Source organism: Bacillus velezensis (genome assembly GCF_001461825.1).
In the GTDB taxonomy this organism is placed as follows: domain Bacteria; phylum Bacillota; class Bacilli; order Bacillales; family Bacillaceae; genus Bacillus; species Bacillus velezensis.
Genome location: NZ_LLZC01000012.1, coordinates 85,458 through 100,446, shown reverse-complemented (window position 1 = coordinate 100,446; position 14,989 = coordinate 85,458). Strand labels below are relative to the sequence as shown.

Below are 14,989 nucleotides of genomic sequence, written 5' to 3'. Positions count from 1 at the left end.
CATACAAAGGGGATAAAAAGATGATTGCAGAACAAATCATGAAACGGGACGTCATCACCGTCTCAAAACACGACTCCATTGAAACAGCCGTCCGTAAAATGAAGGCATATCATATCCGCCATCTCCCTGTCATCGACGACGAGCTGCACGTCACCGGTATTGTCACAGATAGAGACATTAAACAGGCCGGCCCCGGCAGCTTTGAACAAAAGGAACGCGGCGCGTTTCTGACAAACAAAGTGGAGACCATTATGAAGCGGAATGTCATCTGCGCCCATCCGCTTGACTTTGTAGAAGAAATATCCGCTTCCTTTTATGAGCACGGCATCGGCTGTCTGCCGATTACGGTAAACCATAAGCTGACGGGCATTTTAACGAAAACCGACGTGCTCCGGACTTTCGTCAGCCTGACAGGCGCGGCCCAGCCGGGATCACAGGTGGAAATCCTGGTGACGGATATGACAAAAAGCCTTGCTGATCTCAGCTGCATGTGCCGTGATCTTCAGCTGCAAATCCTGAGTGTGCTCGTCTATCCCCATGATTCCGCCGGGTCGAACATTCTCGTCTTCCGGGTGAAGACGATGAATCCGCTCCCTTTTATCCGTGCCGTTCAAGAAGCCGGATACAATGTCTTATGGCCGAAACATTTGAGGGATCAGCCATGAGAGACAGCGTTTTTGTTTACTCGCCTTCTTATCAGACGTATCAATTTCATCAGGAACATCCGTTCAATCAGCGCCGCGTGCTTTTAACATACGATCTGCTTCAGGCGGCGGATGCGTTTGACGAAGGAGATATCGTCACACCGCGCACGGCCGCTAAAGAAGAGTTGGCTCTCGTTCATACGGAGGATTATATACAGGCGGTGGAACTAGCGGGTGCGGGCCGGCTCCCTGCCGCGGAAGGAGAAAGCTACGGTCTCGGAACGGAAGACACTCCCGTTTTTGCCGGCATGCATGATGCCGCGTCACTTCTGGTGGGCGGCACCTTAACGGCGGCTGATTATGTCATGACGGGACAAGCTAGGCACGCCTGCAATTTAGGAGGCGGCCTTCACCACGGCTTCCGCGGCAGGGCCTCAGGCTTTTGTATCTATAATGACAGCGCCGTGGCCATCCAATACATCCAGAAGAACTACGGGGCAAAAGTGCTATACATTGATACAGACGCTCATCACGGCGACGGCGTTCAATTTACGTTTTACGACAGGTCTGATGTCTGCACTGTATCTTTTCACGAGACCGGGCGTTATTTATTTCCCGGGACGGGACAGGTACTGGAAAAAGGAAGCGGGCAAGGCTACGGCTATTCTTTTAACATTCCGCTGGACGCTTTCACAGAGGACGATTCCTTTCTTCACGCTTACAAAACGGCCGCCTCAGAAATCGCGGCTTTTTTTAAACCGGATGTGATTCTTACCCAAAACGGTGCGGACGCCCATTATTACGACCCGTTGACACACCTGTCCAATACAATCTCCATTTATCAGGAGATCCCGCGGCTCGCTCATTCATTAGCCCATCAATATTGCAGCGGCAGATGGATTGCGGTCGGCGGCGGCGGATACGATATTTGGAGAGTCGTCCCGAGAGCGTGGAGCCGTATTTGGCTTGAGATGAAAGGGATTGATCCCGGGGAGCGCATACCGCAGAAATGGATCGATAAATGGCAGAGGCACTCCCCCTGCACGTTGCCCGCTTTTTGGAGTGACCCTGAACAATTATATCCTCCGATTCCCCGCAAAGAAGAAATTTCAGAAAAAAATGCCCAAACCGTGGAAAAAGCACTTTTTGCCATCCGGTCTGAGCAGCGGTATAAAACAAAATAAAAAACGACCTTATGAGGAGGTCGTTTTTTTGATCACAATTTCTACACGGCGGTTTTCTTTCATATGTCCGGGACTTTTGTTGTCCTTCACAGGTTTCGTATCCGCATACCCGGCAGAGATAAACCGTTTGGCGGAAAAGTCTTCATTCGCGGTAAAATACCGGATCACACTCGCCGCTCTTGCAGACGACAGCTCCCAATTTGACGGAAATTGATAGGTGGAAATCCGGCGGCTGTCCGTATGGCCTTCTACCTGTATGTCATTCGGAATTGTTTTTAAAAGTACCGCGATCTGATGCAGAACCGGCTCGGCGTTTTTCAGCACATCCGCTTTTCCTGTCTGAAACAGAACGGCCTCCTGCAGCACAAGGACCACTCCGCGCTCATCGCGCTTCGCCGTCAATTTCGAACTCAAATGATGCGCTTTTATGTATGTCTTCACATTTTGTAACAGCAAATCCTGTTCTTTATTTTCGTTTGCTTTGTCTGATGACGCCGGTTCACCCCCGCTGCCGTTTGTATGAATCGATGAAACGGCAGATTGAAATTTTTCCGCGTCTATTTGCGACATCGAAAAAAGCAATATAAAGAACACGAGAATGAGCGTGATCAAGTCAGCGAACGTCACCATCCATCTCGGTGAACCGCCGGAATGTTCCGGTTTGTTTCTTCTTTCAAAACGCTCTAATCTAAGCTTCATGGACAGCGCCCTTTTTCTTGTTCGCAGGCTGTCCTTTACGCCAGTCTTCTCTTGAGCTGAAGACGACGAGCTGACTTTCGAGGTTGCGGGGATTTTTGCCCGATTGGATGCCGACAACCCCTTCGATCATGACCTGTTTGATGAAAATTTCACTTTCCGTTTTTTCTTCAAGCTTTGCCGCGATTGGGATAAATACCAAGTTGGCAAGCAGCGCTCCGTACAGCGTCGTCAATAGCGCAACGGCCATGTTCGGTCCGAGGGTATGCGGGTCATTTAAGTTTTTAAGCATGAGAACGAGTCCGACGAGCGTCCCGATCATTCCCCAGGCGGGTGCGAAATCACCGGCTTTTTCAAAAACGCGTCTTCCTTTTCTGTGTCTTTCTTCCATCGCGGCGATCTCAGAATCCATCACCAGCCGGATCGTTTCCTCGTCCCAGCCGTCAATCGCAAGCAAAAGCCCTTTTTTTAAAAACGGATCCTTGATCTCACGCGCCTGGTCATCCAGAGACAGCAGCCCCTGCCTGCGCGCCTGCTCCGAAAGGCTGACAAATACTCTGACAAGCTCTTTCACATTGTCATCCTGACGGGAGAATACCTGTTTCAGAACAGAAGGGGTTTTCTTTAAATCCCTCGGCGGAAAACTGATAAAGATCGCCGCAGCAAGGCCGCCTGTGACGATTAAAAAAGAAGTCAGATCTAAAAATGAACTGATTCCCGCCAGTCCCGTCCCTGACAGAATACCGATTGCGACAATAATACAGCCTAACATAAAGCCAACGGGCGTCAGATAATCAAAACGTTTCATATCTTCTCCTTACTCAAGTAAAAAAGCAAGATTCCACCCCTCAGAGTGAAGCTTGCTTTTCCGTTTTTTTATGACTTGGTTGATTGTCTTAATTCGATGCGGTGAGGCAATTCGACGATATGCTCTTCAACCGGCTCTTTGTTCATCAGTTTTGTCAAAAGTCTCATCGCCACGGCGCCGATATCGTACGTAGGCTGCACGACTGTTGAAAGCTGAGGGCGGACCATCAGGCTCAATCTCGTATTGTCAAAACCGATAATATCAAGATCATCAGGAATCGAAAGACCTTGATCTTGGGCCGCATGGATAATGCCGAGGGCCATTTCATCCGTCGCAGAAAGAATCGCCGTCGGTTTCCGGTCAAGGCCCATCAAGCTTTGAAGCGCCTCCATACCGGAATCATAGGTGTAATCGCCTTCCGCTACGAATTGCTCGTTAAACGGAATCGCCGCTTCTTCAAGCGCCCGTTTGTACCCTTGCAGTTTTTTCGAACGGTTGATCGGCTCTTGCATCGGTCCGGAGACGAATGCGATATCGCGATGCCCTTTATCAATGAAAAGCTTAACGGCATCATAAATCGCCTGTTCATAATCAATAGCGACAGAAGGCGTCTCGCCCTGTTCTTCCACTGATGCCGCCAAGACGATCGGCACAGGAGAGCGCTTAAATTCTTCGACATGCTCGTCCGTAATGTTGCCGCCCATAAATACGATACCGTCCACTTGTTTGCCGAGCATCGTATTTAACAGATGCAGTTCTTTCTCAAGATTTTGGTCCGAGTTGCTTAAAATAATATTATATTTGTACATCGTCGCGATATCTTCAATTCCACGCGCAAGTTCCGAGTAGAAAATGCTTGAGATATCAGGGATGATGACGCCGACCGTTGTCGTTTTTTTGCTTGCAAGCCCTCTTGCCACCGCGTTCGGGCGGTAGCCGAGCCGGTCAATGGCTTCCAATACTTTTTTTCTGGTCGTCGGTTTTACATTCGGGTTGCCGTTCACGACGCGGGAAACAGTTGCCATACTGACATTTGCTTCTCTGGCCACATCGTATATCGTAATGTTGCTCACTGAAACCACTCCTTTTACTGGATACACTTATCCTTATCTATAGCATAAACACTTTATGTAAAGAAATGTCGTACGATTTCGCATTCTGTCGTTTATGATTGTAAGCGTAAGTCAGTAGTGTACATTATTTTTCATTATTCATCAAATTTAAATATCTCTCATGAAATTATACACGTTTTTCCCAGTGATGAAAACGTTCACTTTCATTTTATAATTAAATAAAATGAAGATACGAAAAAAAAGCCGCGCGAGGCGGCCTTTAAAGAGCGGAACGTTGTATTATGCTTTTACTTTCAGCATTGGCTTTAATTCGTTCAGCCATTTCTCGAATTCAGGTATATCCATCTGCTGCGCAGAGTCTGAAAGGGCAACGGAAGGATCAGGGTGAACTTCGGCCATCACGCCGTCAGCGCCGATCGCAAGCGCCGCTTTTGCTGTCGGAAGCAGGAGATCGCGGCGTCCTGTTGAGTGTGTGACGTCAACAAACACCGGCAAGTGAGTTTCCTGTTTCAAAATCGGCACGGCAGAAATGTCGAGTGTGTTTCTCGTTGCCGTTTCGTACGTTCTGATTCCGCGCTCACAAAGAATGATTTGGTCGTTTCCTTGTGACATGATGTATTCAGCTGCATTGATGAACTCTGAAATTGTTGCGGCAAGACCGCGTTTTAACAATACCGGCTTTTTAACGGAGCCGGCCGCTTTCAGCAATTCAAAGTTTTGCATGTTCCGCGCGCCGATCTGAATGACGTCAATGTAATCAATCGCTTGCTCAATGTGGGCGGGCGTTACGATTTCACTGATCACCGCGAGGTCATATTCATCAGCGACGCGTTTAAGAATTTGCAGGCCTTCTACGCCGAGACCTTGAAAATCATACGGGCTTGTGCGGGGTTTAAACGCGCCTCCGCGCAGGATTTTAATGCCTTGTTTTTTCGCTGCGGCCGCTACTTCGGCAACCTGCTCATAGCTTTCTACGGCACAAGGTCCGACGATGAATCTCTGATCGCCGTCACCGATTTTTTCACCTTTAATATCAACGATCGTATCTTCTGCTTTTTTCTTCCGGGAGACGAGCAACGCTTTGCTGTGATCCTCTTCTTGAAGTTCAAGTCCGGCTTTGAAAATTTCTTTGAAAATATGCTGGATCGTTGAGTTTTCAAATGGGCCGTCATTGCTTTCAATAATGCGGTTAAGCATTGTACGCTCTCTGACAGGGTCAAATCGGTTGACACCCTGTGCTTCCTTTGCTTTACCGATTTCTTTTACAACGGCTCCGCGTTCATTGATTAATTTAAGGATTTCTAAGTTTAGTGCGTCTGCCTGCTGTCTTAGGCTCTCTAATTCCTTGTTGCTCATCTTTTTCATCCCTTCTATGCTATGTTTTATTTTAATGGTTAACATGCATCTTACTACAGTTATGCGAAAATAGGAATATGAAATAATAAATTTTTTCACATTTTACTTTATCACCAAAACGCTTTTAAGCTTTTATGCGTTGAAGTAACGTATATTGATATCCTACATGATCCGGCTGAAATGATCAATAGTTTTTTTCAAAAAAAAAACCGCCGGTATCAACCGGCGGCCAGCAATTATGAAAGGTGCTGCTCTATTGCGTTTTTTGTGATTTGTGAATGAGACGCGTGCCATTTCACTTCGCCGTTTGTAATGACGAATACTTGCGGGCTTTCATGTTTCACGCCGTATGTCTCGGCGATATAGTTTGAAAGCGGTCGGCTGTCCTGCACCTGCAGGTAATAAGAAGGCACTTCCGAATGCTCCGATGCAAAGGCGTCAAACTCCTGAAACGCGGCTTGGCTGATCGGGCAGGTTGTGCTGTGTTTCAAAAACACGAACGTGTTTTCTTTCTCAGCGGCATTTTTGAACTCTTCTTCAGACGATATCAGCTGTTTTGTCATGTCGGTTATCTCTCCTTATTGAAGATCAGCGATTTGCCTGACCGGCTTTTTCCCCGGCGTCTTCTGCTTCGGCCTTGATGCTTTGGGCCGTGTCCTGCATTTCGCTTCTCGTCTCTTCGGCTTTCTCGGTTAGTGTGCTCTTAGAACGGTCTTTTAAATCCTTCACTTTATTCATAATCTGGCCTGACTGATCGGCTACCAGCTGGGTGATATTAGATGTTTTGTCTTTGGCGATGCTGACATATTGAGAGCCTTTTTCTTTCGCGTCGGCCGTCATTCTGTCCGTCTTATCCTTTAACGCAGAAGCCTGACTGCCGAGATCGTCGCGCAGCTCCTTACCTGATTTAGGCGCCAGAAACAACGCCGTTGTCGCGCCGATAATTCCCCCGATCAGCGTTCCGATTAAAAAATCCTTACTATTGATTCCATCTTTGCTCATTATGATTCCTCCTTAGTGGATTTTTCTTATGATTAAAGCGATGTTTTTTTCTTTTGCTTCCACTTGTCCCATATTTCCATAGCGGCCTGGCTCCAGGTGACAACCTGACTGATCTTATCCTGATTCTCTCTTACAGAGGCCGTAACGGAACCTGCTGCCTGCTTTATGGATGTATTAAACTGCTGGACGGAAGTTCCCACTTCCTGGACAGCATGGACAACCGTATTTAATTTCTCTGATTTTTCCTGAATGTCTTCCGCGAGACGGTTTGTCTTATGTAACAGCTCGGTTGTCTCTGCGGTAATGCCTTTCATCTGCCCTTCAAGGCCGTCTAAAGTCGAGGCAACGTTTGTTAAGGTCATCTGCACGGACTTTAATGTTTTGGACAGATAGATGACGAGGATGAGAAATGCAACGGCAATGAGTGCGACGCTTAAGTAAAGAATGATGATCATCTAATACCTCCTTAATGCAGGATATAGTGGTATATACCCAATTCTTAAAATGATAAACATATATGAAAGATCTGTATGTATACTATTTCTCCGTTTCTCGGTAAATCCCTTTGCAGCACGCACAAAAAAGCAGTGAGAGCCCCACTGCTTTTTCGTTACGCTATGACGTTTTCATAGGCTCTCATATATTTTTGAATGTCTCCGGCGCCCATGAAGATCAGCACTGCGTCTTCATGCGCTTTTAACACGGATGTGTCATTTTCTTCGATGAGTTCTGCGTTATCGATTTTTTCCTGAAGATCCGTGATCGTGAGCTTGCCGACGTTCTCGCGGGCAGAGCCGAAAATGTCACACAGATACACGCGGTCGGACGCGCTTAAGCTTTCTGCGAATTCATCCAGGAATGATTGCGTCCGTGTAAACGTATGCGGCTGAAATACCGCGATGATTTCACGTTCGGGATATTTTTGGCGCGCCGCCTCAATCGTGACTTTGATTTCAGTCGGATGGTGGGCGTAGTCGTCGATCAGTACCTGGCTGCCGATCACTTTTTCATTGAATCTGCGTTTGACGCCGCCGAATGATTCAAGTCCGAGCTTAATCATGTTCACGTCTATCTCTTCATAGTGGCAGAGCGCAATGACCGCTAAGGAATTGAGGACATTGTGATGGCCGTATGCCGGGATGTAGAACGTATCGTAAAACGTATTGCGGACAAAGACGTCAAATGTCGTGCCTTCCGTATTTTTTACGATGTTTCTCGCTTGAAAATCGTTTTCTTCTCCCGTGCCGTAATACACGACAGGCACATTGGCGTGAATTTTCGGCAGGTACTCGTCATCACCGCAGGCAATGATGCCTTTGTTGACTTGAAGCGCCATGTTTTGGAAAGCATCAAACACATCGTCAATGTTGGCGAAATAATCAGGGTGGTCAAAATCAATATTCGTCATAATCGCATAATCAGGCTGATAGCTTAAGAAATGACGGCGGTACTCGCAGGCTTCAAATACAAAGTATTCGCTGCTTTCATTTCCTCTGCCCGTCCCGTCCCCGATAAGAAACGAAGTCGGCTTCGCCTGCTGCATCACGTGTGCCAAGAGGCCCGTTGTGGACGTCTTGCCGTGTGCGCCCGTTACCGCGACACTTGTATATTTTTTCATATATTCAGCTAAAAATTTATGATATCTGATGACAGGAATCCCTTCAGCGAGCGCCTTTGCGATTTCCGGATGAGAATCAGGGAATGCGTTTCCGGCGATTACCGTTAAGCCGGGTTTGATGTTATCGGCGCTGAACGGATAGATCGGGATATTTCTTTTTTCAAGGGCAGCCTGAGTGAAAATCTGCTTCTCGATATCCGATCCCTGCACCTGATACCCTGTATCATGCAGGATTTGAGCAAGCGGGCTCATACCTGTCCCTTTTATTCCAACAAAATGATAAACAGTCATAATCGTACCTCCAACAAACGTCTATCTGTTCCCCAGTATATGACGCTCATTTCATTTTGCGACCGCCGCGGGCGAAAAGCCCGCACAGCGGCGCTTCCATTTATTTTTACGTTATCGTCAGTATCTGTAACTTTCTTTTTGATTAAACCTGCCGCATGATATTTCAGCGCGTGACAGTGATGCAGTTTTGATGGTCCATCCACTATCATACCATGTTTGTGAGAAAAATGAACGATATTCTTATTCTTGAGCAATGTCAGCGGCCGTAATCAGCACTTCACGGGGTTTGCTGCCCTTCGCTTCTGAGATCATACCTTCGGCTTCCATCATGTCAATCAGCCTCGCGGCGCGGTTATAACCGATTCTGAACCTTCTTTGAAGGCTTGAGGTGCTGGCGCTGTTTTGCTCCACGACGAATTGGCACGCCTCAGGAAACAGTTCGTCTTCTTCCTTGAGGGCGGTTCCCTGCCTGATCAGTTCTTCCTGTTCAAACAAATAAGAAGGCGGCAGCTGCTTTCTGACATGAGAGACGACGCGGTCAATTTCTCTGTCGGATACAAAGTTGCCCTGCAGGCGCACCGGTTTTCCGGTACCGTTTTCCCAGTACAGCATGTCGCCTTTTCCGAGGAGCTTTTCCGCTCCCGCCATGTCGATGATCGTTCTGGAATCTACCTGGCTTGAGACGGAGAATGCAATCCTCGTCGGTATGTTTGCCTTGATCATTCCGGTAATGACATCGACAGACGGACGCTGTGTCGCGACAAGCAGATGAATGCCGCAGGCTCTCGCTTTCTGCGCGATTCTGGCAATGCTTTCTTCCACATCGTTCGGCGCGACCATCATTAAATCGGCAAGCTCATCAATAACCACTACGAGGTACGGGAGCTTTTCGCCTGTCTTATGATCGGCGGTTAATTCATTAAAGCGGCCGATATCTCTCACACCCGAATGGGCAAACAGTTCATATCGCCGTTCCATCTCTTCCACAACCCATTTTAACGCGGCGGTCGCGGCTTTGGCGTCCGTGATGACGGGGCTGACCAAATGCGGAATTTGGTTATAAGGCGCAAGCTCGACCATTTTCGGATCAATCAGAAGCATTTTGACATCACTCGGATCCGCCTTATAAAGCAGACTGACCAAAATGGTATTGATGCAGACGCTTTTTCCCGACCCTGTCGCACCAGCTATCAACCCGTGCGGCATCTTTTTCAAATCAATGACGACCGGGTTTCCGGAAATATCGACACCGAGCGCGGCTGTAAGCGGAGACGGATTCGTCCTGAAAGCGGCGCTTCTGATCATCTGCCGTAAATCGACGACTTTGCTTACGCGGTTCGGAACTTCAATGCCGATCGTGTTTTTACCGGGGATCGGCGCCTCAATCCGAATATCCTTGGCAGACAGGCTCAGTTTAATATCATCTGCTAAGTTTGTAATTTTGTTTACTTTCACTCCGGGCTCAGGATGCACTTCAAAACGTGTGACGGACGGGCCTTGTGTGACATGAACGACTTGGGCGCGCACATTAAAGTTTTTCAGCGTAACGTTTAAAAGCTCGCGCTGTTCTTCAATCCACGATTGGTCGTCATGTCTTTGCGCCGGCGGTACGTCCAGAAGCGACAGATTCGGAAAGACATAGCTCGCTCCGCCCTCCGGCGTCTTCGTCTGCTTGTGTTTATCGCTTTTAAGCATCATGACGTTAAACGGAACATTGCGCTCTTTCGGCCGCTCCGCTTTTTTCATAGGCTGAGGCTCTCCGCGATGCTCCGTTTTTTCTTCGGCAGGCCGGGACGGGGCATCGGCCGTCTCGATGCTTGCAGGTTCAGGCTCGGAATCTGAATGCCGCTCGGCTTCATTGTACTCAGGCTGAGCATCTGCTTCCTGTTTCGCGTCGGTTTCACCTGATTCGGGCTTGTCTTCAGACTGCGGCTGAACTTCCTCATCGTATCCGGGTTCTGTGTATGTATACACCGGTTCTTCTGCGGTTTCAAAAGGCGGTGCTTTTTCCGGCTCAGGCTCTTGATATTCCTCCTGCGGCGCCGCTTGTTCCTCTGTGTTGTCAGCCGTTCGGGATGCTTCATACTCAGGCTCTATTATAGGCTGCGGGCGGGTTTGTTCATGCTCCTGTTTTTCTGTAAAGCCGGCAGACTCCGCGCTTTCCGTGTGCTCCCGCTCTTCAGTCTGCTGCGGTTCTGCTGCTGCAAACACTTGCTCTTTTGCATTCTCACCCTCGGTGTGAAGCTCCTCTTTTTTAGCAGCTTGGATTTCTTCCGTTTCTTGTTTCGCAAACGGTTCTGGCCGGTCATTCGTCTGTTTTGTTATGCCGGATGTTGTGAAGACGGGCTCTTTTTCCGTTTCCTGACCGGCTTTTGGCGGAACAAATTGCTCCTCTGACAGCAATGTTACGTTCTCTTCACGCCGCTTTTCGGAAATAGGCGCTTTTTTTATGCTGTGCTGAGATTGAAAGCCGTAAACCGGTGAAGGAATCGATGACGGTTTAAAGGGCTTTTTCACCGTATCAGGCTCTTTATGTGTATGCTGTTTCCGCTCGGTTTGCTCCTGCCCGGCGGCATAACCCCGGGACGGCTGGCGGCGTTCGTGCCTTTCCCGCTGTCTTTGGTTTTGCTCCGTTCGCTTATAGCCGTCCGGAACGACGGGGAAGCGGAAATTCCCTTTCGGATATTCGTAATATATTTTAGGATCTTCCATGCGCGTTAATTTGCCTTCTGGCTGATCCGGTATCTGCTGTTTCGGGATTTGGGCATGCGTGTTCGGTTCACTTTCATGCTCTTCTTCTTTTTCACCTAAAAATAAGTCAAAAAATTTATTCAGCCAACTCATGTTTAATCACTCTCTAACTCCCTTTTTAGTAGTCTGGGACGATATTTAGTATACCATTGCCGGGCGGCTCAGAAAAGATTAAGCTTCTAACTGAAGAAAGCCGTTAAGCAGGCCTGCTTAACGGCTTTCTCTCACATCATTCGATTCTGTGCGCTTATTTATGGGAGTTAGAATTGAAATGCTTCGCCGGCCTCGCGGCTGTCTTCAAGAACAAGAATCCCTTTTTCCGCCGGCGCATCCGGCAAAGCGAGTTCTTTCGCGGAGCAGATCATGCCGCTTGACGGAACGCCTCTTAATTCAGCGTCTTTAATCACAAGTCCGCTCGGCATTACCGCGCCGACTTTAGCGACGACGACTTTTTGTCCTTTGTCCACATTCGGCGCGCCGCAAACGATTTGAAGGGTTTCCTCTCCCACATTCACTTGGCAGATATTCAGTTTATCCGCATTCGGATGTTTTTCTTTCGATTCAACGTGACCGACAACAAATTTCGGAGAAAGGTCAACCGTCAGCGTTTCTGAAACGCCGTTTCTGTTCAGTATTTCATTCACATCCTGAACGAATGTCTCAGACAAAGCGACGGGGCCGTTGTCCTCAATCTGTAAGTAAGAAGACACGTTAAAAATGTTAAAGCCCGTCGTTTCTTTTGTTTCTTTGTTAAAAATTCTGATGACATCGCCTTCTCTTTCATAGGCGATTTCTTCGCGTGCCGCATCTTTAAGAGAGATCAGAAGCGTATCTCCCACACCTTCTTTATTGTAAAAAGCGTTCATAAGAAAAATCCTTTCTAATCCTTTTTCGGCCGGCTTTTCGCCATGATAAACACAGGTTCCAGTCTGCCTTCATTATACAGAAATGAAAGGGCCGTAATCGGCACCGTGCCGCTTGCAAAGAAGCTCATGGACATTTGCCCTAAAATATCATAACCCGATTCATTTCGAATGTCAGCAAGTATTAATACATCCTGATGCGGGACGGAAATCGCCAATTCGCCTTCAGCGGCCTGCTTGTATTCATGAAGAATCGAATCATTGAGAATCCGGCTGGCGTCATAGCCGTCATTCGCCCTGAAAAAATAAAAATAATTGTCCGCAACCGTATCCTGTTTCACAACCGAAGGAAGAGAGCGGAGATTGAATGACGCCGTCTCCCTGATCCGTTCTTTTGTCCAGTTTTCTTTCTCGAGCATACGGCTGTCAATTAAGCGGTACGTCTTACCGAGGTCAAGCGCGTAGTAGATTCTCGTTTCGGCCGTATGGTCATCATACACGAGCGGAATGCCGTCGCTCGTTTGATCGGGAAATGATGTGGAGCGGATGACCGGATAGATTCCGGCTTCCTTTCCGGACATCTCCTGTCCGCTGCCTTCCATCGCGTCCATCGCTTCTGACACATAGTAGACAATTTCGTCGATCGCTTCTTCTTTTTTCGTCTCCCACTTCGCAATGATCGGCGGGAGCTCCAATGTGATGCCTTTTTTGGTCGTTTGATCCTCAACACGTAGGGTGTCTTTTTCTCTGTCAAAAAAGAAGGATCGGTTCTCGTGCTGCAGGCGCTGTTTTAATAAATCCGCCAGCTTCCTTGACGTCATTTTCAAAGCCCGTGGCCTCCTTTATGCTTTAGCAAGGGAATCGGTTAAAAATTGCTCAATTTCTTCTTTTGTTTTACGGTCTTTGCTGACGAAGCGGTTCACTTCTTTTCCTCCGTTAAACACAACAAAGCTCGGAATGCCGTAAATTTCCCATTCCGCGCATGTATCAATAAATTGATCGCGGTCTACGTAGTAATAAGTGAATTCAGGAAAGTCCGCTTCCAGCTCAGGGAGAAACGGCTCCACAAAGCGGCAGTCCGGGCACCAATCCGCTGAAAACATAAATACCGCCCAATCGTCTTGTACCGCTTTTTGCAATTCTTCCGTGCTTTCAATCTTTTTCATTGTTATTCCTCCATCTGGATTATGAGTTTTTATATGCTGATGTTTGTCCAATTGGATCATACCAGACTGTTTACGGCAAGACCAATTATATGCAATATCATTATCATATTTCATTTGCATTATCAAGCAAGTTTCGTTTACCATTTTGCTTGTAGCCGTACGAAAATCTGAATATGTACATAAGGAGGGGCAAAAGATGCAGCTTGTCGTGTATTTAGCGGGTGAAATCCACAGTGATTGGCGGGATGAGATCAAACAAAAAGCAACGGCGCTGGACCTGCCGATTACGTTTGTCGGCCCGATGGAAAACCATGAACGCTCAGACAATATCGGAGAAGAGATTATGGGCGTGCAGCCCGATTCTGTTTTAAAAGACGCCAGAGCTTCCGATATCAACAATTTCCGTACAGAGGTGCTGATGGAAAAAGCCGATTTTGTGATCGCCCTGTTTGGCGAGAAATATAAACAGTGGAATACCGCGATGGATGCTTCTTATGCCATCGCAAAAGGAAAGCCGCTCATCCTCATCCGTCCGAAAGAACTTCATCATCCGCTGAAAGAGCTTTCCGGAAAAGCCAATATCACGGTCGAAACCGTCAATCAAGCGATGAAAGCACTCTCTTATTTATTTGAAACAGAATAAGCAGGCCGCCTTTATGCGGTCCTGCTTACCTATTTACAATAGAATGGTATCAAATCTTACTATTCAGACTCTTTTCTCGAAACCCAAAAGAATTTGTCCGCAATCAATGATTCCCACACCCACTTCATTCATAAATGATTTTATTCAACCTCAAACTATTTTCTTTATATGTAAGGAAGGAGAGCGAAATCTGCGCAATAACGGATACATATGCGTATCGCCAAAATTGATTAAAACCAAAAAGTGGGATACTGCCGATTATTTCGCAAGTTATTAATAATAACTGCTGCCGCAACAATAATTACAGATCCCACAAAAACCGGAAAAGCTAAATAGCTCCAAGCATACGCCCCTTGAATAACTACAATAGGGTCCGCTCCAGCAGGTGGATGAGTAGTCTTTGTAACCGCCATAAAAAATATAGCTAGCCCCACTCCTAAAGCCAATGTCCAGGGATGAGAACCAAGAAGATTATATATAACAAGTCCAGTCAATGTCGAGATGAAGTGTCCGCCAATAATATTTCTAGGTTGTGATAAAGGGGCATTCCACGCTCCGAAAGCCAGTACACAACTTGCCCCAAAAGGCGCCATCAGCCACAGAGATCCAGTTTTATAGGTTATCAATGACAAGATTAAAATTGTTATAAAACCACCTAATAAGCCTGTTGAAGCATCTTTAACATTTACTTTTAAAGGACTTTTTCCTCCTCCTTTCATTTTTTTGAAATAATATCCTTTTTTACTTTGTGGATTTTCTGCTGTTTGCTCAATCTTCAATATAACCCCTCCTTTTCACTAAGTTTAAATCAACTTAACTAACCTGTAAATAACATTTTTAGAGGTTATAATTTAAAGGTTACAATCCATCCCTCTTCATGGATCATTCTTCTCT

At 47.0% G+C, this 14,989-nt stretch carries 16 protein-coding genes; 3 read left to right on the top strand and 13 right to left on the bottom strand.

Annotated elements, in window-relative coordinates:
- The first annotated feature begins 20 nt into the window (after window positions 1-20).
- On the top strand, window positions 21-665 hold the full coding sequence (locus AR442_RS04710; protein WP_014418652.1) for an acetoin utilization AcuB family protein: 645 nt from the start codon (window positions 21-23) through the stop codon (window positions 663-665).
- Window positions 662-1,828, top strand: coding sequence for an acetoin utilization protein AcuC (locus AR442_RS04705; protein WP_053284949.1), 1,167 nt, complete (start codon window positions 662-664; stop codon window positions 1,826-1,828). Before AR442_RS04710 ends, AR442_RS04705 begins: the two co-directional genes overlap by 4 nt.
- A 9-nt stretch (window positions 1,829-1,837) precedes the next feature.
- Here the strand turns inward: AR442_RS04705 and motS are convergent, their stop codons facing one another.
- From motS to AR442_RS04645, 12 genes are all read right to left on the bottom strand, one after another.
- On the bottom strand, window positions 1,838-2,527 hold the full coding sequence (motS, locus tag AR442_RS04700) for a flagellar motor protein MotS (RefSeq protein WP_053284950.1): 690 nt from the start codon (window positions 2,525-2,527) through the stop codon (window positions 1,838-1,840).
- Window positions 2,517-3,332, bottom strand: a complete 816-nt coding sequence (gene motP, locus AR442_RS04695) for a flagellar motor protein MotP (protein WP_007408775.1) — start codon at window positions 3,330-3,332, stop codon at window positions 2,517-2,519. The genes motS and motP overlap by 11 nt, the downstream gene beginning before the upstream one ends.
- 68 nt (window positions 3,333-3,400) lie before the next feature.
- Complete coding sequence (ccpA, locus tag AR442_RS04690; RefSeq protein WP_003152385.1) at window positions 3,401-4,405, bottom strand: catabolite control protein A; 1,005 nt, start codon at window positions 4,403-4,405, stop codon at window positions 3,401-3,403.
- 279 nt (window positions 4,406-4,684) lie between these two features.
- Window positions 4,685-5,761, bottom strand: a complete 1,077-nt coding sequence (locus tag AR442_RS04685) for a bifunctional 3-deoxy-7-phosphoheptulonate synthase/chorismate mutase (protein WP_003152383.1) — start codon at window positions 5,759-5,761, stop codon at window positions 4,685-4,687.
- 236 nt (window positions 5,762-5,997) lie between these two features.
- Window positions 5,998-6,324 carry a bacillithiol system redox-active protein YtxJ gene (ytxJ, locus tag AR442_RS04680; protein ID WP_053284951.1) on the bottom strand — a complete coding sequence of 109 codons (327 nt, stop codon included), beginning with the start codon at window positions 6,322-6,324 and terminating at the stop codon, window positions 5,998-6,000.
- Between the two features lie 25 nt (window positions 6,325-6,349).
- Window positions 6,350-6,763 carry a YtxH domain-containing protein gene (locus AR442_RS04675; protein ID WP_003152380.1) on the bottom strand — a complete coding sequence of 138 codons (414 nt, stop codon included), beginning with the start codon at window positions 6,761-6,763 and terminating at the stop codon, window positions 6,350-6,352.
- A 32-nt stretch (window positions 6,764-6,795) separates the two neighbouring features.
- On the bottom strand, window positions 6,796-7,218 hold the full coding sequence (locus AR442_RS04670) for a DUF948 domain-containing protein (protein ID WP_007408777.1): 423 nt from the start codon (window positions 7,216-7,218) through the stop codon (window positions 6,796-6,798).
- Window positions 7,219-7,373: 155 nt separating this feature from the next.
- The gene (gene murC, locus AR442_RS04665) at window positions 7,374-8,672 is read right to left on the bottom strand and encodes a UDP-N-acetylmuramate--L-alanine ligase (protein WP_053284952.1); all 1,299 of its coding nucleotides are present in this window, start codon (window positions 8,670-8,672) and stop codon (window positions 7,374-7,376) included.
- 240 nt (window positions 8,673-8,912) lie between these two features.
- Window positions 8,913-11,516 carry a DNA translocase FtsK gene (locus tag AR442_RS04660; protein WP_053284953.1) on the bottom strand — a complete coding sequence of 868 codons (2,604 nt, stop codon included), beginning with the start codon at window positions 11,514-11,516 and terminating at the stop codon, window positions 8,913-8,915.
- Between the two features lie 167 nt (window positions 11,517-11,683).
- A complete protein-coding gene (gene ytpR / locus AR442_RS04655) occupies window positions 11,684-12,289 on the bottom strand; it encodes a YtpR family tRNA-binding protein (protein ID WP_022552814.1) in 606 nt (201 codons plus the stop codon).
- Between the two features lie 14 nt (window positions 12,290-12,303).
- Window positions 12,304-13,113: a DUF1444 domain-containing protein gene (locus AR442_RS04650; RefSeq protein ID WP_021494468.1), complete on the bottom strand. Its 810-nt coding sequence runs from the start codon at window positions 13,111-13,113 to the stop codon at window positions 12,304-12,306.
- Window positions 13,114-13,128: 15 nt separating this feature from the next.
- Window positions 13,129-13,452, bottom strand: a complete 324-nt coding sequence (locus tag AR442_RS04645; protein ID WP_003152373.1) for a thioredoxin family protein — start codon at window positions 13,450-13,452, stop codon at window positions 13,129-13,131.
- A 196-nt stretch (window positions 13,453-13,648) separates the two neighbouring features.
- Between AR442_RS04645 and AR442_RS04640 the strand changes: the two genes are divergently transcribed.
- Window positions 13,649-14,095, top strand: coding sequence for a YtoQ family protein (locus tag AR442_RS04640; protein ID WP_053284954.1), 447 nt, complete (start codon window positions 13,649-13,651; stop codon window positions 14,093-14,095).
- A 230-nt stretch (window positions 14,096-14,325) separates the two neighbouring features.
- Here the strand turns inward: AR442_RS04640 and AR442_RS04635 are convergent, their stop codons facing one another.
- Entirely contained in the window at window positions 14,326-14,814 is a 489-nt protein-coding gene (locus AR442_RS04635) for an HPP family protein (RefSeq protein WP_026092269.1), read from the bottom strand.
- Window positions 14,815-14,989 lie beyond the last annotated feature (175 nt).

Excerpts from the sequence above, each read along its gene's own strand:
- AR442_RS04710 (WP_014418652.1), top strand. The coding sequence starts at position 21 with ATGATTGCAGAACAAATCATGAAACGGGACGTCATCACCGTCTCAAAA.
- AR442_RS04705 (WP_053284949.1), top strand. The coding sequence starts at position 662 with ATGAGAGACAGCGTTTTTGTTTACTCGCCTTCTTATCAGACGTATCAA.
- motS (WP_053284950.1), bottom strand. The coding sequence starts at position 2,527 with ATGAAGCTTAGATTAGAGCGTTTTGAAAGAAGAAACAAACCGGAACAT.
- motP (WP_007408775.1), bottom strand. The coding sequence starts at position 3,332 with ATGAAACGTTTTGATTATCTGACGCCCGTTGGCTTTATGTTAGGCTGT.
- AR442_RS04685 (WP_003152383.1), bottom strand. The coding sequence starts at position 5,761 with ATGAGCAACAAGGAATTAGAGAGCCTAAGACAGCAGGCAGACGCACTA.
- ytxJ (WP_053284951.1), bottom strand. The coding sequence starts at position 6,324 with ATGACAAAACAGCTGATATCGTCTGAAGAAGAGTTCAAAAATGCCGCT.
- AR442_RS04675 (WP_003152380.1), bottom strand. The coding sequence starts at position 6,763 with ATGAGCAAAGATGGAATCAATAGTAAGGATTTTTTAATCGGAACGCTG.
- AR442_RS04670 (WP_007408777.1), bottom strand. The coding sequence starts at position 7,218 with ATGATCATCATTCTTTACTTAAGCGTCGCACTCATTGCCGTTGCATTT.
- murC (WP_053284952.1), bottom strand. The coding sequence starts at position 8,672 with ATGACTGTTTATCATTTTGTTGGAATAAAAGGGACAGGTATGAGCCCG.
- AR442_RS04660 (WP_053284953.1), bottom strand. The coding sequence starts at position 11,516 with ATGAGTTGGCTGAATAAATTTTTTGACTTATTTTTAGGTGAAAAAGAA.
- ytpR (WP_022552814.1), bottom strand. The coding sequence starts at position 12,289 with ATGAACGCTTTTTACAATAAAGAAGGTGTGGGAGATACGCTTCTGATC.
- AR442_RS04645 (WP_003152373.1), bottom strand. The coding sequence starts at position 13,452 with ATGAAAAAGATTGAAAGCACGGAAGAATTGCAAAAAGCGGTACAAGAC.
- AR442_RS04640 (WP_053284954.1), top strand. The coding sequence starts at position 13,649 with ATGCAGCTTGTCGTGTATTTAGCGGGTGAAATCCACAGTGATTGGCGG.
- AR442_RS04635 (WP_026092269.1), bottom strand. The coding sequence starts at position 14,814 with ATGAAAGGAGGAGGAAAAAGTCCTTTAAAAGTAAATGTTAAAGATGCT.